The organism is Candidatus Thiothrix putei (assembly GCA_029972225.1).
Lineage (GTDB): Bacteria > Pseudomonadota > Gammaproteobacteria > Thiotrichales > Thiotrichaceae > Thiothrix > Thiothrix putei.
The window spans coordinates 1,490,007-1,508,174 of sequence record CP124756.1 but is presented as its reverse complement, the minus strand read 5'-3'; the positions used below and the strand labels follow the sequence as shown (position 1 = coordinate 1,508,174).

The following is an 18,168-nucleotide window of genomic DNA, read 5'->3' as shown; positions in this document are numbered from 1 at the left end:
AGTTATGGCACGTCAAGCTGATTTCATTGCACCATCCATCCTGTCTGCTGACTTTGCCCGTCTGGGTGAAGAAGTCGTTAACGTCTTAGCCTCCGGTGCGGACATTGTGCATTTCGACGTAATGGATAACCATTATGTTCCCAACCTGACCATTGGCCCCTTGGTGTGTGAGGCTTTGCGCAAGCACGGCGTAACTGCACCGATTGATGTGCATTTGATGGTTAAGCCGGTTGACCGCATCATCCCTGACTTTGCCAAAGCGGGCGCGTCTTACATCACCTTCCACCCGGAAGCGTCCGAACACGTTGACCGCACCCTGCAACTGATCCGCAACGAAGGCTGCAAAGCAGGTTTGGTATTCAACCCAGCAACACCGCTGTCCATTCTGGAATACGTGATGGACAAGGTGGACATGATCCTGCTGATGTCGGTCAACCCTGGCTTTGGCGGTCAGAGCTTCATCCCCGCTACACTGGGTAAATTGCGTCAGGCACGTAAAATGATCGACGATTCCGGTCTGGATATTCGTCTGGAAATTGACGGCGGCGTTAAACCGGGCAATATCCGCGAAATCAAGGAAGCGGGTGCGGATGCGTTCGTTGCGGGTTCTGCGATTTTCAACGTTGCCAACAAAGCTGACCCGAACCATTACAACACTGTTCTGGCTGAATTCCGCAAGGAATTGGCAGCGGCAAAAATCTAAAATGAATTGTCGGACTAAAGTCCGACCTACACATTTTCTGTAGGTCGGGCTTCAGCCCGACATCAAGGACTGATTATGTTTAAGCCTAAAATGGTATTGATCGACGTGGACGGGACGCTGGTTGACAGCGTTCCCGACCTGACGTTTTGCGTCGATGAAATGATGAAACAACTGGATATGCCAGTACGCGGTGAAGCGGCCGTGCGCCAGTGGGTCGGCAATGGTGTGCAACGTTTGACCGAACGCGCCTTAACCAATGACCTCGATGGCTATCCCGATGCGGAATTGTTTGCGCGTGCCATGCCGATTTTCATGGAACTGTACGCGGAAAATACCTCAAAGCGCAGCCGTTTGTACGATGGCGTACTGGAAGGGCTAGACTTCCTGAAAAGCTGTCCCGGTTTGAAAATTGGCTGCGTCACCAATAAAGCGGAGCAATTTACCCTGCCCTTGCTGACCGATTTGGGTATTGTTGATCGCTTTGAAATTATTGTCAGCGGTGATTCTTTGCCGGAAAAGAAGCCGCACCCAATGCCCTTGTTACACGCCGCCGAAAAACTGGGTGTGAAGCCGGAAGATTCGGTAATGATCGGCGACTCCAAGTCTGATGTAAAAGCAGCACGGGCGGCGGGTTTCAAGATTATTTGCATGACTTACGGCTACAATCACGGCGAAGATATTCGCCACTATCACCCGGATGCCGTCATTGATTCCATGACAGAACTCGCTACACTGATTACCCCTTAGCTGCTCCTAAGCGGGGCGAGATACCCAGCGGAGCGGGATTTCCCGCTTCGCCCACGTGTACACCCGACCGCCCCCACTACTACCGCAATTGTTACCGCCGCATCCACCAGAAGCGCACCCTGCTGCTTGTTCCAGCACTTTCCCTTTCTTTTGCCAATAGCCGAGTGCAAATTGTGCCGTATCCGGTGCTATATCAAAATGTGTCGCTACATCTTGTAAACTGGCACTACCCCGCTGTTGCAGGTAGTCGCGGATTTCCCCCAGCAACATAAGCATTCCTCCCTGCCCGATAAAACGTGTACACTGCCACCGCAAACGCACCCGAAATAGCCCCTACCCACAGCAACGATTGCAACGGATGCTGCCCAAGTGTTGCTACCTGGTAAAATACCACCGCCGCGCCATACCCCAGCCCCGTGCTCCACGCCACGCCCAATGCAGCCCAGCGCGAACCCACTTCACGGTACATCGCCCCCGTTGCCGCGACACACGGGAAATACATCAAAATAAATAACAAGTAAGCAAAAGCCCCCACCTTGCCATCAAAATGCTGCTGCATGGCTGTAAATGTAGCGTTGCTAACATCCTGCTCCTCACCAACAGCACCAAAGCCCAGCGGATCACCCAGATTACCCAGCGCATCCCCCACATTGGCAGGAATAGTCGCCACTGCTTCCAACAACCCCGCACCCAAATCAAACGCGGTGGGTTCATCCCCTGTAGGCGCTTGCCCCGCAAGCGATTCTCCCTCACCCATCTGCCCATACAACGAATCCAGCGTACCAACCACCACTTCCTTCGCCAGCAAACCACTGACAATACCAACCGTAGCTGGCCAGTTATCCTGCGTAATCCCCATCGGGGCAAACACTGGTGTGACGGTTTTCGCCGCTGCACTCAAAACCGATTTTTCAGTGTTCTGATTACCAAAACTGCCATCCGTACCCAAGCTATTGACCACGTTGATCACCATGACCACCATGACGATCAGCTTACCAGCACCGACAATAAAGCCTTTCAGCTTGTTCCAAGTATTAATCAGAATATTGCGCAAGCCGGGAAGCTGATAGGTCGGCATTTCCATCACAAAATGGTCAGCCCCGCCTTGCAGCAGGGTTTTACGCATGATCACACCCGTCAAAATAGCAAACGCAATCCCCACCACATACAGCAGAAATACAATATTTTGCCCGCCACTCTGGAAAAAAGCCGCCGCAAACAACGCATAAACAGCCAATCGCGCCCCACAGGACATAAAGGGAGCCATTAACACCGTTAAAATTCGTTCCCGTTGGCTATCCAAGGTACGGGTCGCCATGATCGCCGGAACATTACAACCGAACCCCACAATCAGCGGCACAAACGCCTTGCCGGATACACCCAGCTTGCGCATAAACTGATCCATGACAAACGCTGCCCGCGCCATATAACCCGACTCTTCCAATAAGGTCAGGAACAAATACAATGCCGCAATAATCGGGATAAACGTTGCCACCACTTGCAAACCACCACCCAACCCATCGGCAAGCAAGGTAATCAACCATTCCGGCGTATTCATATTGCTGAGGACATGCCGCACCCCATCCACTGCCAAGGTTTGTACCCCAAGGTCGAAAAAGTCGATGAATGCCCCGCCCAAGTTAATGCTGAACAGGAACAACAAATACATCATCGCCAAAAAAATCGGGATGCCTGTCCAACTGCCCAATACCCAGCGATCCACCTTGTCGGACAGGGTGCGGCTGATTTTACCGCGTTCATGCACCACATCGCATGCAATCCGCGTCGCCAGATCAAACCGCGCATCCGCCAGCAAAAAGTCGAGATCTTCGTGGGTATCCGCTTCAAGTTGCTGGGTTAGCGTCTGAATCGTGCTATCGGTCTTTTGGGTTTGCAAGGCAAGTAAGGCGCTCACCCGATCGTGTTCTGGCTGCTGATCCTGCAAGACTTGCAGAACGTTTTCCACACTACTGTGGTAAGGAATTTCAAAATGCACACTGGAAGTGCTAGGCAGGTAATGGCAAATAGCATGGTGGATAGGATGCAAGTCTTTATCCTGCCGCAAGGATACCGGAATTACCGGGCAACCCAAACGCACGTGCAAGGCTTGCGGGTCAATTTTCATGCCGCGCCGTTCTGCCACATCCATCATGTTCAGCAACACGATCATCGGCACGTTCAATTCGCGCATCTGCAAAGTCAGGTACAGGCCACGTTCTAATGTACTGGCATCCACAATATTGAGGTACAGGTAATCGGGGTTATGCTGCACAAATTCGCGGGCGACTTGTTCATCCGCCGTGGTATCGCTGAAATCCAGCGAGTACGTACCGGGCAAATCCACCACTTGCAGGTCTTCATTCTGCAAACGGCATTGGCCTTCTTTGCGTTCAACCGTCACGCCGGGCCAGTTACCCGTGCGCTGACGTGCCCCTGTCAATAGATTGAATAGCGTGGTTTTGCCTGCATTCGGATTGCCTAATAACGCAATTTTGCGATGCAGCATTGATCTTGGGCAGCGTGCTTCGTGTGCATTGCAACATTCTTTAGGCATGACAGGAACCCTCTACATGCACGCGAATATTATGGGTAATGCTACGCCCTAAACTAATACGATTATTACCGTTGCCTAGTACCATATCCCCTTTACGGTTGCGTAAAATCTCAATGCGAGACCCCGTACCAATCCCCATCCCCAACAAACGAATACGCGTCTGATTGTCAGTCTGAACCGAATGAATATGCGCGGATGTCTGTTCCGCAAGCTGCGAAAGCGGCAAGGTATGGGCTAAGCTCATGCTGTGACTACCTAAATATGAAAATGATTCTCAAATTTATATCACATACAGCTAATACTCAATAGCCAACATCAAACCTTTCATGGAGGAGCCAGCCCATCCACGTAAAACCACTTCCCACCCTCCTTCACAAACCGGCTTGTTTCATGCAACGAGCCGGTTTGCTCCCCTTCACGGTAGCGGGCAATGAACTCCACCGTGCCGCTGTTATCCTGTTCCCCGCCCTGCGTGGTGCGCACGATTTCCAACCCTAACCAATCCGTCGCCGGTAATTGCAGCAAACCTTTTTTGTTCGGGCGAGTGCTGCTGTGCCAACTGCGGTGTAAATACGCGCCATTGCGCAGCACATACGCACTGTAACGCGAACGCATTAACGCTTCCGCCGTGGGTGCGGTTTTGCCATCATGATACTGACGGCAACATTGGTTATAGGTTTGTTCTAAACCACACGGGCAGTTATTCATCGTTGCTCCTGTTTGTTGTCAGCGGGGTGTATGCCACAATACGCTTTTGAATCAACCTTACGTTACCCTATCATGCCCATGCAAATCCAGAATCCGACTGCTACCACCTATTGCAACGAACTCGACTTAATCGCCCAACACCTGCCACTGGAAAATGCCAGGGTGCTGGAACTCGGTTGCGGCAAAGCCCAAATGACACGCCGCATTGCCGAACGCTTCCCCACGGCACGTATCATTGCCACCGAGGTCGACCAAATCCAACACGCCCATAACCTTGCACAGCAACGCTACCTGAGCGAAGTCGAAGGGATACACAATATCGAATTCAAGGCAGGCGGCGCACAAGCCATTGACGCACCCGACAACAGCATTGACCTGGTATTCATGTTCAAATCGCTTCACCACGTTCCCCCCACGCTAATGGCGCAATCCCTGCAAGAAATTGCCCGTGTGCTCAAGCCAGGTGGCATGGCATGGATTTCCGAACCCGTGTATGCGGGCGATTTCAATGAGATTTTACGCCTGTTCCATGACGAAAAAGTGGTGCGCGAACTCGCCTTCCAAGCCGTGAGTGATGCCGTCACTGGCGGTACGTTGGAACTGGTGGAACAAATTTTCTGCAACACCGAATCGCGTTTCGCCGATTTCAACGAATTCGATCAACGCATTATTCAAGTCACTCACACCAACCATCAATTGGATGATGCGCTGTACCAAACCGTCAAAGCCCGTTTTAACGCGCACGTAGGTGCAGACGGTGCACGCTTTGCTAACCCTGCCCGTTTCGATGTGTTGCGCAAACCGCTCAATACCCGCGCTTTATTGTGATTTGGGAGACGTCGTGTAAACTGCGATGAAAGGCAACACCATGACAAGGATAACGCATGAACTACCATTTTGATTCTTCCGCCAATGCCGCCGAACTGCACACCGATTGCGTCGTGGTAGGTGTTTATAAACACGCCAAACTCTCGGCGGCGGCGGCGCAAATTGATGCTGCCAGCGCGGGTGCGATCAGCCAACACTTGGATTTCGGCGACTTTACCGGCGATAAAAACCGCACCAGTATGCTTTACAACCTGCCCGGCGTCACCGCCAAACGGGTGCTGCTCATCGGCATGGGCGAAAAAGACAAACTCACGCCGGAAGCCTTAACCCAAATGACACAAGCCGCTGTCAACCTGCTCAAAAATTCCAAAGTTCATAATGCCGTCTCCTTTCTAACCGACGAAATCGCCAGCGAATACATTGAAGCCGCTGTGCGCCAATCCGTCATCGCGGTTGCTGACTCGCTATACACCTTCGATACTTACAAAAGCAAAAAAGACGATGCCCCGCGCACCACGTTAGAAGGTTGGACAGTCGCGCACACGATTGCCGGTGAATTCACCACTGCGCTGTTGCAAGGCAACGCCATCGCCGAAGGGATGTGCATCAGCCGTGACCTCGCCAATAACCCCGGCAATGTGTGCACCCCCACATACCTCGCTGATATTGCACAGGAATTGGCTAACTCCTCCAACAAAGTCGACATTAACGTGCTCGAAGAAGCCGACATGGAAGCCCTTGGCATGGGTTCCTTCCTATCAGTATCCAAAGGCAGTGTAGAAGACGGCAAAATGATCATCCTGCAATACCACGGTGGTAATTCGGGTGATGCACCATTCGTACTGGTCGGCAAAGGTATCACTTTCGACACCGGCGGTATTTCGCTCAAACCCGGCAATGCGATGGATGAAATGAAATTCGACATGACCGGTGCTGCCAGTGTAATCGGCACATTAACCGCCTGTATCGCCATGCAATTGCCCATGAACATCATTGGCGTGATTGCCGCCGCCGAAAACATGCCCGGTAGCAAAGCCAGCAAACCCGGTGACATCGTAACCAGCATGTCAGGCAAAACCATTGAGATTCTCAACACCGACGCGGAAGGTCGCTTGGTGCTGTGCGATGCACTGACGTATGTGGAACGCTTTAACCCCGTTGCCGTGGTTGATATTGCCACCCTAACCGGCGCATGTATCACGGCATTGGGGCATCACATCTGCGGTTTATTAAGCAATAACGACGCACTTGCTGAAGAAGTGCTCGCAGCGGGCAAACAAGCCAATGACGAAGCTTGGCGCTTGCCGATGGGTGAAAAATACCACGACCAACTCAAAAGCAACTTTGCCGATCTCGCCAATATCGGCGGGCCACCAGGCGGCACAATCACCGCAGCCTGTTTCCTGTCACGTTTCACCGAAAGTTACCCATGGGCGCATCTCGACATTGCAGGGACAGCATGGAAAAGCGGTGCAGCCAAAGGCGCAACGGGTCGCCCTGTGCCGTTGCTGTGCCAATTGCTGATTAATCGCGCCAACGCATGACCAAGATAGATTTTTACGTTGGAAAAACTAACACCTTGCAGGCACGTTTATTACTCGCCTGCAAGGTGGTGATGAAAGCGCACCAACAACAATTGCACACCTACATCCACACCGATGCGCCGACTACCAGTAGCAAACTGGATGAATTACTGTGGACATTTAACGAACTTGCCTTCATTCCCCATGCACTTGCACCGACGAAAGAGCAAAATATGCGCATTTTGATCGGTCATGACCATGAGCCGATGGAAAATTGTGGATTGCTTATCAACCTTTCCAATGAAATACCAGCATTTTTCTCACGTTTTGAGCGATTAGCCGAAATTTTAGATCAGGAAGAACCCGTACTACACGCTGGTCGTAAACGCTACCAGTTTTACCGTGACCGGGGCTATAATCTGGATTACCATCAACTTAAGATTTAATAACTCGGAATAATGATGCGCGAAGACTTCGATAAAACCATTCGTATTCCCGTCGTTACTGATCTGGTACGCGCAGGCGACGCCGCCATTGTCGAGCAAGTAAAAAACCCTTACGCCCGCCAGCAACGCCGTCAGGTATTTGAGCAACGCCTCAAAGAACGCATCGACGAACTCAAATCCGCCACCGGACAAGACGAATATTCCGGTCTAGCACGGGCGCACGCCATCCGCTCAGAAGGCAATCAACAAGCAGCGACGCCAACCCACGGCTCCCGCATTGACCCTTCGGTAGAAAAACACATTGATAAAGCCCGCGACGACCTCATCCGCGAACTCTCCGGGATGTTGCCGCCGTAAAAACCCGCTATAATGCCGCTCTTTTCCGACTTCAAAAAAGCAGCGGCACATGGACAAGACCTACCAACCTCAAGACATCGAACAACGCTGGTATCAGCACTGGGAACAAAGCGGCTATTTCGCCCCGAAAGGCGAAGGCAAGCCGTATTGCATCATGATCCCGCCGCCGAACGTCACCGGCACGCTGCACATGGGGCACGGTTTCAACCAGATGGTGATCGACACCCTGATCCGCTACCACCGCATGAAGGGCGACAAAACCCTCTACCAACCCGGCACTGACCACGCAGGCATCGCCACGCAAATGGTGGTCGAACGCCAATTGCTTGCGCAAGGTGTGACCCGCCACGATCTGGGGCGTGAGAAGTTCCTCGAAAAAGTCTGGGAGTGGAAAGGGCAATCCGGCGACACCATCAACCGCCAATTGCGCCGTTTAGGCACAACCCCTGACTGGTCACGCGAACGCTTTACGATGGACGAAGGCTTGTCGGAAGCCGTGCGTGAAGTGTTCGTGCGCCTGCATGAAGAAGGCTTGATCTATCGCGGCAAACGCTTGGTGAACTGGGATACCGTGCTGCACACCGCTGTTTCCGACCTTGAAGTCGTGTCCGAAGAAGAAAACGGCAATATGTGGCACTTCCGCTACCCGCTGGCGGATGCGGCGGGCAATGCCACTGACGAATTCCTGATTGTTGCGACCACGCGCCCGGAAACCATGCTGGGTGACTCCGCCGTGGCAGTAAACCCGAAAGACGAACGTTACCAGCATTTGATTGGCAAAAACGTGGTGCTGCCGTTGGTAGGACGCTTGATTCCGGTGGTGGGCGACGATTACGCTGACCCAGAAAAAGGCACGGGTTGTGTAAAAATTACCCCCGCGCACGATTTCAACGACTATCAGGTGGGCAAGCGTCACAACCTGCCGCTGATCAATATTTTCACCATTGATGCCTGCATCAACGAGGTTTCGCCGGAAAAGTATCAAGGGCTGGAACGCTTTGCGGCGCGTAAGCAAATCGTGGCGGACATGGACGCGCTCGGCTTGCTGGACAAAATCGAAGACCACAAGCTGATGGTGCCGCGTGGCGACCGTTCTGGCACGGTGATTGAACCGTACCTGACCGATCAGTGGTACGTGGATTTGACCCGTGAAACGCTGGACGACGGGCGACCCGGCGGCAAAACCGCGATTGCGCAACCCGCGATTGACGTGGTGGCGAGCGGCGAAGTGCGCTTCATTCCGGGCAACTGGGTGAACACTTACAACCACTGGATGAACAACCTCGACGACTGGTGCATTTCGCGTCAACTGTGGTGGGGACATCGCATTCCGGCCTGGTATGACGAGGCGGGCAATGTCTACGTGGCGCGTTCCGAAGATGAGGTGCGCAGCAAATACAACCTGCCTGCCGACCTCGCATTGCGTCAGGATGAGGACGTGTTGGATACGTGGTTCTCCTCCGCGCTGTGGCCGTTTTCTACGCTCGGCTGGCCGAATGTGGACGACGAAGCCCTGAAAGCCTTCTACCCGACCCAGATGCTGATGACCGGCTTCGACATCATCTTCTTCTGGGTGGCGCGGATGATCATGTTCGGCAAGAAATTCATGGGCGACGTGCCGTTCCGCGACGTGTACATCCACGGGCTGGTGAAGGATGCTGACGGGCAGAAAATGTCCAAATCCAAGGGCAACGTGCTTGACCCGCTCGACATTATCGACGGCATCGACCTCGAAGCACTGGTAGCCAAGCGCACCAGCGGCATGATGCAACCGCAACTCGCCGCGAAAATCGACAAAGCCACCCGCAAGCAATTCCCCGACGGCATTACCCCGCACGGCACGGATGCGCTGCGCATGACCTTTGCCTCGTTCGCCACCGCTGGGCGCGACATCCGTTTCGACATGCAACGACTGGAAGGCTACCGTAATTTCTGCAACAAGCTGTGGAACGCGGCGCGGTATGTGCTGATGCAGTGCGAAGAGCAGGACACTGGGCTGGATGACGCTTTGCCGGTGGAATTGTCGGCGGCGGATCGCTGGATCATTTCCTTGCTGCAACAGACTGAGGCGGAAGTCGCTGACCACATCGACAACTACCGCTTCGACCTTGCCGCCAAAGCGATGTACGAATTTGCCTGGCACGAATATTGCGACTGGTATCTGGAGCTGACCAAGCCGATTTTGGGCAAAGCCAACGACAACCAAGCCGCCAAACGCGGCACGCGCCGTACCTTGGTGCGCGTACTGGAAGTGGCGTTGCGCCTGATGCACCCGATTATGCCGTTCATTACCGAAGAAATTTGGCAGAACATCAAAGGCTTGGCGGGCGTGTCCGGCGATTCCATCATGCTGCAACCCTACCCCGTCGCCGACACTGCGCTGATTGATCAGGCAGCACTGGCGGAAATCGAATGGGTGAAAGCCTTCATCATGGGCATCCGCCGCATCCGCTCCGAGATGGACATCAAGCCGGGGCAAGTGCTGGACGTGCTGCTGCAAAACTGGAGCGACACCGACAAGGTACTGTTCACCACCAGCGAAGCGTTTGCGCGGACGCTGGCGAAAGTCGGCAATGTGACCTGGCTAGAAGCCGGTGCAGATGCGCCGGAATCGGCTACTGCGCTGGTGGGCGAGATGCAAATCCTCATCCCGCTGGCGGGGCTGATCGACAAGGACGCAGAAATTGCGCGTCTGAGCAAGGAAATCGAGAAGCTGCAAAAGAACCTTGGCGGGCTGGAAGGTCGGCTGAATAATCCGGCGTTTGCAGACAAAGCGCCAGCAGCAGTGCTGGAACAGACGCGCAAGCAGGCGGATGAACAGCGGGCTGCGTTGGGGCAGTTGGTGGGGCAGTTGGAGAAGATACGGGCGTTGTAAGTTTATTTTTGCTAGGCATAACTACAACTATTGACATTATTACCCCACCGTTTAAAATAAGTGCCATACTTTATTTTAAACGGTGGGTTCTAAAATATGCTTAAAACACGTCCTCGCTCTCAGCCCCGTATGTTGCAAGACATCATTCAAGAAATCGTAACACGACAAGAGTTACCTTACGGAACAGACATACGATTTGAAAACAATGGTCGACGAGTCAGATCAGATAAAGTCTGTCGTTGGATTTCGTTTGGAAAACTTCAGAAAGAAGATGCCACAGTAGGAGATCTAATTGATCGGCTATCCAAAAGAATTTCTGGCATAGACTTTGACAATATTTATATCTACGGCCCAAATGAGCCAAGTCAATTTAAGAGTAACAAAACTCTAAAAAAGCTAAGAGAAATGGAAGGAATACCGACACCACAAGAGGAATATGCCAGACAAATTTATGAAGAAACAAAATCAGATATAAAAAGAAAAATTGAACAAGGTTATGATAGAGACACCGTTTTAGATGCTTATTTAACATCATTAATGGCTAACTATTCATCAAGAGAAATATCTGATGCGGTACAAAACATAGAGGATAATGATTGGTAGCCGAATATTTAAATTAAACAAGGTGCGCTAGTATGCAAATAACGTTAGATATACCTGAACAATACTTGATCGACCAGTCTCCTATTGAGTTCGGCAAGCGCATCAAGTTGTATGCCGCGCTAGTCATGTTCCAGTCAGGCAGCATGTCCGCTGGTGCTGCATCCGAGTTTGCGGGGGTTGATCGTTTTACCTTCATCGCTGAATGCCAGAAACGCAATATTCCACTGGTGGATTTCTCACCGGAAGAACTGGATGCAGAACTCGAAGACTTGCGGAAAATTGCCTGATGCTGATTATTGCCGACTCATCCGCGCTGGTCGCGCTCGCTGAATGCGATATGTTGCACTTATTGGACGTGCTTTTTCAGGAAATCCGTGTTCCACTCCCTGTGTTTGAGGAATGCACATTTCCCGGTAAACCACATGCCAGCCGTTTGGCTGCATACCTCGCCGATAAAACCATCGACATTGATCTTTCGTCTTATATCTTTTCGATCAATGGGTTGGGACGTGGCGAACTGCACGCAATGGCACTTTACCGCTACTTACACGCCGATAGATTTCTGGTCGATGATCAACGTGCAAAGAAAGTTGCCAATCTGAACGGGATAAGCACTATTGGCAGCGTTGGTATTTTGCTACGCGCAAAAGAAAGGGGCTTGATTCCAGCCATCAAGCCACACGTTGCAGCTATCCAGCTTTCCGGTGTGTATTTGAGTGATCGGGTAGTGAAACATGCGTTGGAGTTAGCGGGCGAAGACTAGACCACCACAGCAAATCCTGTGTATTGCCTTACAGAAGGATGCCTGAATCCTAAAACAATATCCGCAGTAGGGATTCCCGCATCCACCAACTCATTGGCAACCCCATATTCTGTGCCGTCGTACTGAACCCAAACCTTGCTATCAATCAACTGGACATGAATAACCGCACCTTGCAAATAGTCATCCCCACGCCAACCCGCTTGCAATAAAACGTAATTGCCGTGCTCATCATCAAAACTAACACTGGATTTGATGACATCATCTGCGGAATCGTACTTGAGGTATTCCAGCAGGATTTTCTTGATGATTTCAGGGTAATTCAATTCGGTAGCCATTGCGTAATGACCTCGTTTTCAGGATCAAACACCAGAACCTTAACAATATTGCCATCTAGTAATATCTGACCGATTTCAACAGAGAAAATGGTATTCGCTACTTTTGTGGTAACAGCCAGAAACAATTCCCGATCAGGCTCGGTTTGCAGCATGATTTGTTTGTACAGGACGTATTGACCAATAGCCTGTTCCAAATCGTTAACATCGGATACACCCGTAAAGCTCTTGATTTCAACCACAATCCGGCGCGTACCTTTTTCTGCACTGAGGAGCATTTCCGCGCCAAGATCAGCAAACAGGCGTTTTTTGCCAATGGTCAGTTTGTATGGGTCATGCGTGATCGTCCAGCCATCCTTGACCAAGGCATGTTTGACCGTTTCGTGGTAAATATCCAAGCGGGGCATGACTATCCTTTGCTGCAACCATCATTATGCTGAACATAGCACGGCTGGCAAATCGTCGCCATCCCGATTGAAACGCTGGGTGTGAACAAAAGTGCGGTGTCCTGTAGACTAAGATGGCATCCCCTAAAACCAGAGAAAAAGGACTTTCCCATGTTGACAGTTAGCTCCCGCGACCAAAAACTTTTAGAAGCCTTGAACCGCAACCCCGCATTAAAAGCTCGGATGGAAGGGCTAATCGAGGTGGTTGAAAATGCCGGTGATGACATTATCAAAGCAGCAGACGCCGAACAGCGGGTGATAGAAGAACTGCGCCAAATGGGAAATGATGCGATCACTGCATGGGCAAACAAACGTGTAGAAAAATGCACAGCCCCAGCCTGTGAAGAAGGCATTGGGAAGTATGTAAAGAGTGGAAAAAAAACTGTCATTGGCACACGACCTACGGAAAAATCCACATAAGCGAACCGGTCTACCGGATTCCCGGCAAGCGTGTCCGCCCCTTTAGCCAGAGTGCCGAGGTTGTTTGCCGAGGCTGTTCGCTCCCGCTGCAACGGGCGGTGACGGACTTTGGGGCGGACTGTTCATTTGCTCAAGTGCCTGATAAATTAGAAGAACATTACGGGATACGGCTGGCATCCAGCAGCATCCGACACATCACCGAAGGTCACGCCAAACGCATCCATGAATCCCAAGTGTTGATAAAAGACTATCCAAGCACGTTGGGAAAAGCCTATGTCATTGCCGAAATGGACGGCAGCATGATCCCCATCGTCGAGATTGACGAAACAGCCCCCGACAAGCGCAAAGGCAAAAAGGAAAGCTGGAAAGAAGCCCGCCTGTGTCTTGCCCACGCCAAAGGCAGTGCTACGCCAACGTTTGGCGCAATATTCGGTGGCACGGTAGAAGATGCTGGAAAAATCTTATTCGACACCGCCTGCCGTGCTGGATTTGGAAAAAGCACGTTCCTCCATGCGGTGGGTGATGGGGCAAGCTGGATCAACCGTCAAGTGGATGAACAATTTGGCACACAAGGACATTACCTGATTGATTTTTATCATGTTTGTGAATACCTATCAGCAGCATCCGCAAGCTGTTCATGCCTCAAGGACAAGGATAAATGGTTTGCCAAACAGAAAAAAGCCCTACAGGATGGTCAAGCTCAAGCGGTCATCGACACACTGAAACCTTTCCTCGAAGCAGAAACGGTAGAAGACAGTAACGCCCCAGTACGAGCTTGTCACCGTTACCTGAGCAACCGCATTGAGCAACTGGATTACCCGACAGCAAAATCCCTCGGATTGCCCGTGGGGTCGGGCGAAATAGAAAGTGCACACCGTTACATCATCCAGCAACGCTTAAAAAAATCGGGGGCATGGTGGAAAAGTGATAATGCGGCGGATATGTTGGCGTTGAGGGTCATGCGGGGAAACCAGCAATGGAAGCATTATTGGCGAAACACCGCTGAGGCGGCATGAGGTTTACCGCACTTTTGTTCACACCCTGAAACGCTTTGGGGCGAACATGCTACGCTTACCTAATCGCTTCATGCTGGAACACACCATGCAAATCACGTTAGACATTCCCGATCAATACCTTATCGACTCAGACGCAGACGCATCTGCTTCTCCAACTCCACCAAAACAAACAACGCCACGCCGATGCCAACAATCAATAAACCATCACCTAATGCTATCGCTTCGGTAGCAAATACGGCTTGTAAGGGCGGCAAATAGGTAATGGCAAATTGCGCCACCGTCACCACGATCACTGCCAGCCACACCATTTTCGTACCCCTTACCGACTGCCATGTCAGAGACGTGCCGTACATATTGCGAATAAAAAACAGGTGAAAGATTTCCATGACCACCAAGGTATTCATCACCAAAGTACGCGCCAACGCCAGCGAATAACCTTGATCAAGCGCATAAGCATAAATACCAAACACGCCACACAAAAACAGCGTCGTCACCAACACGATATGCCATAACAACCCACCACTCAGTAATGGCTGAGCACGCGGGCGGGGCGGGTACTGCATGGTATGCGCCTCGGTCGGTTCAAACGCCAATGCCAACCCTAGGGTAGCCGCCGTAATCATATTGACCCAGAGAATTTGCAGCGGCGTAATCGGCAATAACATCCCCAACAATAATGCCAACACAATAACAGCGGCTTCACCTGTACTGGTTGGCAACGTCCAACTGATGACCTTTTTGATATTGTCATACACTGTGCGGCCTTCACGCACGGCTGCCACAATTGAGGCAAAATTATCATCTGCCAACACCAATTCAGCCGCTTCCTTGGCAGCCTCACTGCCTTTTTGCCCCATCGCGATCCCGGCATCGGCACGTTTCAGTGCGGGCGCATCGTTTACCCCATCACCAGTCATGGCAACCGTCATGCCGTGTGCTTGCAAAGCCATGACCAAGCGTAATTTATGTTCAGGCGAGGTGCGGGCAAAAATGTCGGTATTCAACACGACGGCGGCTAAATCGGCATCATCCAGTAAATCAAGCTCTACACCTGTCAGTACCTTGTCGGTATGCTGCAAACCAATCTGTTTACCGATGGCCGCAGCGGTGGCTGCGTGGTCGCCGGTAATCATTTTCACCTGAATACCCGCCCGGTGACATTCAGCCACAGCACTGACTGCTTCCGCACGCGGCGGGTCAATCAAACCCACCAGCCCCAGCAAGGTGAGCGTGCCTTGTACATCGGCGTATTCCAGCACTGTATGGTGTGGTGGCACACGACGGCTTGCCAGTGCCAGCACCCGCTGCCCCTGTGCCGCAATCGTTTCCGCCTGCTGTTGCCACACAGCCGCCTCCAGCGCTTGTAACTTGCCCCCAACGACTTGGTATTGACACATACCGATCACGCTTTCCGGTGCGCCTTTCACCAGAATGCAGGCGTGTTGCGCATGGTCATGGTGCAAGGTTGCCATGAACTTGTGCCGGGAATCGAAGGGAATCATATCGGTGCGCGTCCATTCACGCCGTATTTGCGTGACATCCAGCCCAGTCTTGGCAGCAAAAGCCAGTAATGCCCCTTCCATCGGGTCACCCTCTACCAGCCAAAGGGCATCCTGATGCTTGAGTTCCGCATCGTTACACAGCGAGGCGACCAAGCCTAATTCGGATAAAACGGGTAGCTCGGCGGGATCAAACGGCTGACCACGATGACTGAAGGTTCCTTGTGGCGCATACCCCTCTCCTACCACTTGCAAGGCAGCATCCGCCGTCATCACCCTAGTAACCATCATTTCATTGCGGGTCAATGTACCTGTTTTATCAGAACAAATCACCGACACTGCACCGATAGTCTCAATCGCAGGCAAGCGGCGTACAATCGCATGGCGCGACGCCATGGCTTGCACCCCCACCGCCAAGGTAATGGTCAATACGGCGGGCAACCCTTCAGGAATCGCCGCCACTGATAAACCCACGACAGCCATGAACAGCTCACTGAAATCTTGATGCTGCACAAAATAGCCAAAGGCAAAAATCAAGGCCGCCACCGTGAGGATGAAGAGCGTCAGCCATTTCGCAAACACCCCCATCTGTTCGACCAACGGGGTCGTCAAGGTTTCAACACCGGACAGTAACCCGCTGATGCGCCCAATTTCGGTATTAGCACCAATCGCCACCACCACACCACGTGCTTGCCCACTGGTCACTGACGTACCGCTGAATGCCATATTAGTACGGTCGCCGAGGGCTGCTGCGGCTGCGACTACCGCTACCTGCTTTTCAACGGGCAGCGATTCGCCGGTCAGCAGTGCTTCTTGCACTTGCAAACCGTGTACCTGCAATAAACGCAAATCGGCTGGCACTTTATCACCAGCCTCTAGCAGTACAATGTCGCCGGGAACTAACCTATCACCCGCTACGGTCTGGCGCTTGCCTGCCCGCAAGACCGACGCATGGGGAGCGAGCATCTCACGAATCGCATCCATCGCCTTTTCTGCCTTACCCTCTTGCAGAAAACCGATAATGGCATTGGCAAATACCACCGCAAGGATCACGCCAGTATCGACCCAATGTCCCAACAATGCGGTCACAACAGCCGCACCCAGCAATACGTAAATCAGGATATTGTGAAATTGCAGCAGAAACCGCAGCACGACACTGCGCGAAGGTGGCGCAGGCAAACGGTTAGCACCATAAGTATGATGACGTTGTTGAGCAGTCGCTTCATCAAGACCGTTGCTGCTGCTTTCTAATTTGGCGAGTGCCACGTCGGGCTGTTGATTGTGCCAAGGTGTTGGGGCTGACATGGGTTAACCTATTTACGATTGCCTAAAACCACTTATCGGACATTTTCCTTATCGCGTCGCACTACTAACTATAATTTACACAAAACAAGAAAAAACCATAACCCGTTTAACTTTCCAATTAAGCCAATCACTATTATGAAAAAAATATCATCTGTAAACGTTAGCAATCTTACCCTCGCCTTTTGGTTGATTGCAGGATTATCCGGCTGCGGTGGTGGAACAGGCGCAAGTTTAGGAAGTAGTACCACCAGCGGGAGTACCTCAGGGGGAAGCACCTCAGGCGGGAGTACCTCAGGAGGCAGCACGTCAGGTGGGAGTACCTCAGGGGGTACGACCTCCACCAGTTCACCGGAAGGGCTTTGGCAAGGCACTACCAATATGAGCCAAGACGTTACCGGGATCGTACTCGACAATGGCGACTATTGGTTTTTATACTCCATTCCGGGTAACAGTAACGCGATCGGTGGGGTGATTCAAGGCAATGCCACTAGCAATGCGGGCACTATCACCTCCAGCAATGGCCGGGATTTCAATATCACCGAAGACATGCTATACGATATTTCCTCTCTACAAGGTACGTACACCGCCAAAAGCACACTCAGTGGGAAAATTACGTATGCCGATATGCCGAACTCCATGGTCACGTTTGACAGCACCTATAACGCTGACTACGCAAAAACACCCACGCTATCAGCACTGACAGGCACTTACGCCGGGGAAGCGGCAACCTCCGAAGGTACAGAAAGTGCCATCACTAACATTTCCTCAACCGGTCAAATCATTGGCACGGCTGCATCCGGGTGTAAATTCACGGGTACGGCGACCCCACGCAGTAGCGGCAATGTGTATAACGTAACAGTCACGTTCAACAATGAAATTTGTACCAATAACGGTACGCAAGTATCGGGTGTTGCTTATTTTGACTCATCAACCCAACAACTTTATAGCGCCGCATTAAACAGTACCCGTACTGATGGCTTCTTATTTATTGGCGCAAAAGAATAAACCAGCTTACCAGAGCGTTACGCGCACCGTGTGCATAA

The 18,168-nt window shown here is 51.8% G+C and carries 18 protein-coding genes and 1 pseudogene; 12 read left to right on the top strand and 7 right to left on the bottom strand.

The genetic code is table 11. The features are described from left to right. Positions 1-4: 4 nt before the first annotated feature. Entirely contained in the window at positions 5-703 is a 699-nt protein-coding gene (rpe, locus tag QJT81_07805) for a ribulose-phosphate 3-epimerase (GenBank protein WGZ95876.1), read from the top strand. A 75-nt stretch (positions 704-778) separates the two neighbouring features. Then, on the top strand, positions 779-1,450 hold the full coding sequence (locus tag QJT81_07800; GenBank protein WGZ95875.1) for a phosphoglycolate phosphatase: 672 nt from the start codon (positions 779-781) through the stop codon (positions 1,448-1,450). 6 nt (positions 1,451-1,456) lie between these two features. Here the strand turns inward: QJT81_07800 and QJT81_07795 are convergent, their stop codons facing one another. The 4 genes from QJT81_07795 to QJT81_07780 form a co-directional block, all read right to left on the bottom strand. Then, positions 1,457-1,720, bottom strand: a complete 264-nt coding sequence (locus tag QJT81_07795; protein ID WGZ95874.1) for a FeoC-like transcriptional regulator — start codon at positions 1,718-1,720, stop codon at positions 1,457-1,459. Beyond that, complete coding sequence (gene feoB / locus QJT81_07790; GenBank protein ID WGZ95873.1) at positions 1,677-4,004, bottom strand: Fe(2+) transporter permease subunit FeoB; 2,328 nt, start codon at positions 4,002-4,004, stop codon at positions 1,677-1,679. The genes QJT81_07795 and feoB overlap by 44 nt, the downstream gene beginning before the upstream one ends. Next, positions 3,997-4,248 carry a ferrous iron transport protein A gene (locus QJT81_07785; GenBank protein WGZ95872.1) on the bottom strand — a complete coding sequence of 84 codons (252 nt, stop codon included), beginning with the start codon at positions 4,246-4,248 and terminating at the stop codon, positions 3,997-3,999. Before QJT81_07785 ends, feoB begins: the two co-directional genes overlap by 8 nt. A gap of 80 nt (positions 4,249-4,328) precedes the next feature. Continuing rightward, positions 4,329-4,712 carry a YchJ family protein gene (locus QJT81_07780; GenBank protein ID WGZ95871.1) on the bottom strand — a complete coding sequence of 128 codons (384 nt, stop codon included), beginning with the start codon at positions 4,710-4,712 and terminating at the stop codon, positions 4,329-4,331. Between the two features lie 30 nt (positions 4,713-4,742). Between QJT81_07780 and QJT81_07775 the strand changes: the two genes are divergently transcribed. From QJT81_07775 to QJT81_07740, 8 genes are all read left to right on the top strand, one after another. Next, the gene (locus QJT81_07775; protein WGZ95870.1) at positions 4,743-5,540 is read left to right on the top strand and encodes a class I SAM-dependent methyltransferase; all 798 of its coding nucleotides are present in this window, start codon (positions 4,743-4,745) and stop codon (positions 5,538-5,540) included. 56 nt (positions 5,541-5,596) lie between these two features. Further along, the gene (locus QJT81_07770) at positions 5,597-7,084 is read left to right on the top strand and encodes a leucyl aminopeptidase (protein ID WGZ95869.1); all 1,488 of its coding nucleotides are present in this window, start codon (positions 5,597-5,599) and stop codon (positions 7,082-7,084) included. Continuing rightward, positions 7,081-7,509 (top strand): DNA polymerase III subunit chi, encoded by a 429-nt coding sequence (locus tag QJT81_07765; GenBank protein WGZ95868.1) that lies wholly within the window; start codon positions 7,081-7,083, stop codon positions 7,507-7,509. The genes QJT81_07770 and QJT81_07765 overlap by 4 nt, the downstream gene beginning before the upstream one ends. 15 nt (positions 7,510-7,524) lie before the next feature. Next, positions 7,525-7,866 carry a hypothetical protein gene (locus QJT81_07760; protein WGZ95867.1) on the top strand — a complete coding sequence of 114 codons (342 nt, stop codon included), beginning with the start codon at positions 7,525-7,527 and terminating at the stop codon, positions 7,864-7,866. A gap of 49 nt (positions 7,867-7,915) precedes the next feature. Next, complete coding sequence (locus QJT81_07755; protein WGZ95866.1) at positions 7,916-10,741, top strand: valine--tRNA ligase; 2,826 nt, start codon at positions 7,916-7,918, stop codon at positions 10,739-10,741. A gap of 129 nt (positions 10,742-10,870) precedes the next feature. Then, entirely contained in the window at positions 10,871-11,344 is a 474-nt protein-coding gene (locus QJT81_07750) for a hypothetical protein (GenBank protein WGZ95865.1), read from the top strand. A gap of 32 nt (positions 11,345-11,376) precedes the next feature. Then, positions 11,377-11,631 carry a UPF0175 family protein gene (locus QJT81_07745; GenBank protein WGZ95864.1) on the top strand — a complete coding sequence of 85 codons (255 nt, stop codon included), beginning with the start codon at positions 11,377-11,379 and terminating at the stop codon, positions 11,629-11,631. Beyond that, positions 11,631-12,107: a DUF3368 domain-containing protein gene (locus QJT81_07740; protein WGZ95863.1), complete on the top strand. Its 477-nt coding sequence runs from the start codon at positions 11,631-11,633 to the stop codon at positions 12,105-12,107. Before QJT81_07745 ends, QJT81_07740 begins: the two co-directional genes overlap by 1 nt. On the opposite strand, the gene QJT81_07735 is transcribed toward QJT81_07740, so the two are convergent. Next, entirely contained in the window at positions 12,104-12,442 is a 339-nt protein-coding gene (locus QJT81_07735) for a XisI protein (GenBank protein WGZ95862.1), read from the bottom strand. The genes QJT81_07740 and QJT81_07735 overlap by 4 nt on opposite strands. Continuing rightward, positions 12,427-12,846: an element excision factor XisH family protein gene (locus tag QJT81_07730; GenBank protein ID WGZ95861.1), complete on the bottom strand. Its 420-nt coding sequence runs from the start codon at positions 12,844-12,846 to the stop codon at positions 12,427-12,429. Before QJT81_07730 ends, QJT81_07735 begins: the two co-directional genes overlap by 16 nt. A 150-nt stretch (positions 12,847-12,996) precedes the next feature. On the opposite strand from QJT81_07730, the pseudogene QJT81_07725 reads away from it, so the two are divergent. Continuing rightward, positions 12,997-14,321, top strand: a pseudogene (locus tag QJT81_07725) (UPF0236 family protein). 119 nt (positions 14,322-14,440) lie between these two features. Here the strand turns inward: QJT81_07725 and QJT81_07720 are convergent. Beyond that, a complete protein-coding gene (locus QJT81_07720; protein ID WGZ95860.1) occupies positions 14,441-17,125 on the bottom strand; it encodes a cation-transporting P-type ATPase in 2,685 nt (894 codons plus the stop codon). 135 nt (positions 17,126-17,260) lie between these two features. Here QJT81_07720 and QJT81_07715 point away from each other — a divergent pair, with 135 nt between their 5' ends. After that, positions 17,261-18,130, top strand: coding sequence for a hypothetical protein (locus tag QJT81_07715; GenBank protein WGZ95859.1), 870 nt, complete (start codon positions 17,261-17,263; stop codon positions 18,128-18,130). Positions 18,131-18,168: the final 38 nt, after the last annotated feature.

Excerpts from the sequence above, each read along its gene's own strand:
- rpe (WGZ95876.1), top strand. The coding sequence starts at position 5 with ATGGCACGTCAAGCTGATTTCATTGCACCATCCATCCTGTCTGCTGAC.
- QJT81_07800 (WGZ95875.1), top strand. The coding sequence starts at position 779 with ATGTTTAAGCCTAAAATGGTATTGATCGACGTGGACGGGACGCTGGTT.
- QJT81_07795 (WGZ95874.1), bottom strand. The coding sequence starts at position 1,720 with ATGTTGCTGGGGGAAATCCGCGACTACCTGCAACAGCGGGGTAGTGCC.
- feoB (WGZ95873.1), bottom strand. The coding sequence starts at position 4,004 with ATGCCTAAAGAATGTTGCAATGCACACGAAGCACGCTGCCCAAGATCA.
- QJT81_07785 (WGZ95872.1), bottom strand. The coding sequence starts at position 4,248 with ATGAGCTTAGCCCATACCTTGCCGCTTTCGCAGCTTGCGGAACAGACA.
- QJT81_07780 (WGZ95871.1), bottom strand. The coding sequence starts at position 4,712 with ATGAATAACTGCCCGTGTGGTTTAGAACAAACCTATAACCAATGTTGC.
- QJT81_07775 (WGZ95870.1), top strand. The coding sequence starts at position 4,743 with ATGCCACAATACGCTTTTGAATCAACCTTACGTTACCCTATCATGCCC.
- QJT81_07770 (WGZ95869.1), top strand. The coding sequence starts at position 5,597 with ATGAACTACCATTTTGATTCTTCCGCCAATGCCGCCGAACTGCACACC.
- QJT81_07765 (WGZ95868.1), top strand. The coding sequence starts at position 7,081 with ATGACCAAGATAGATTTTTACGTTGGAAAAACTAACACCTTGCAGGCA.
- QJT81_07760 (WGZ95867.1), top strand. The coding sequence starts at position 7,525 with ATGCGCGAAGACTTCGATAAAACCATTCGTATTCCCGTCGTTACTGAT.
- QJT81_07755 (WGZ95866.1), top strand. The coding sequence starts at position 7,916 with ATGGACAAGACCTACCAACCTCAAGACATCGAACAACGCTGGTATCAG.
- QJT81_07750 (WGZ95865.1), top strand. The coding sequence starts at position 10,871 with ATGTTGCAAGACATCATTCAAGAAATCGTAACACGACAAGAGTTACCT.
- QJT81_07745 (WGZ95864.1), top strand. The coding sequence starts at position 11,377 with ATGCAAATAACGTTAGATATACCTGAACAATACTTGATCGACCAGTCT.
- QJT81_07740 (WGZ95863.1), top strand. The coding sequence starts at position 11,631 with ATGCTGATTATTGCCGACTCATCCGCGCTGGTCGCGCTCGCTGAATGC.
- QJT81_07735 (WGZ95862.1), bottom strand. The coding sequence starts at position 12,442 with ATGGCTACCGAATTGAATTACCCTGAAATCATCAAGAAAATCCTGCTG.
- QJT81_07730 (WGZ95861.1), bottom strand. The coding sequence starts at position 12,846 with ATGCCCCGCTTGGATATTTACCACGAAACGGTCAAACATGCCTTGGTC.
- QJT81_07720 (WGZ95860.1), bottom strand. The coding sequence starts at position 17,125 with ATGTCAGCCCCAACACCTTGGCACAATCAACAGCCCGACGTGGCACTC.
- QJT81_07715 (WGZ95859.1), top strand. The coding sequence starts at position 17,261 with ATGAAAAAAATATCATCTGTAAACGTTAGCAATCTTACCCTCGCCTTT.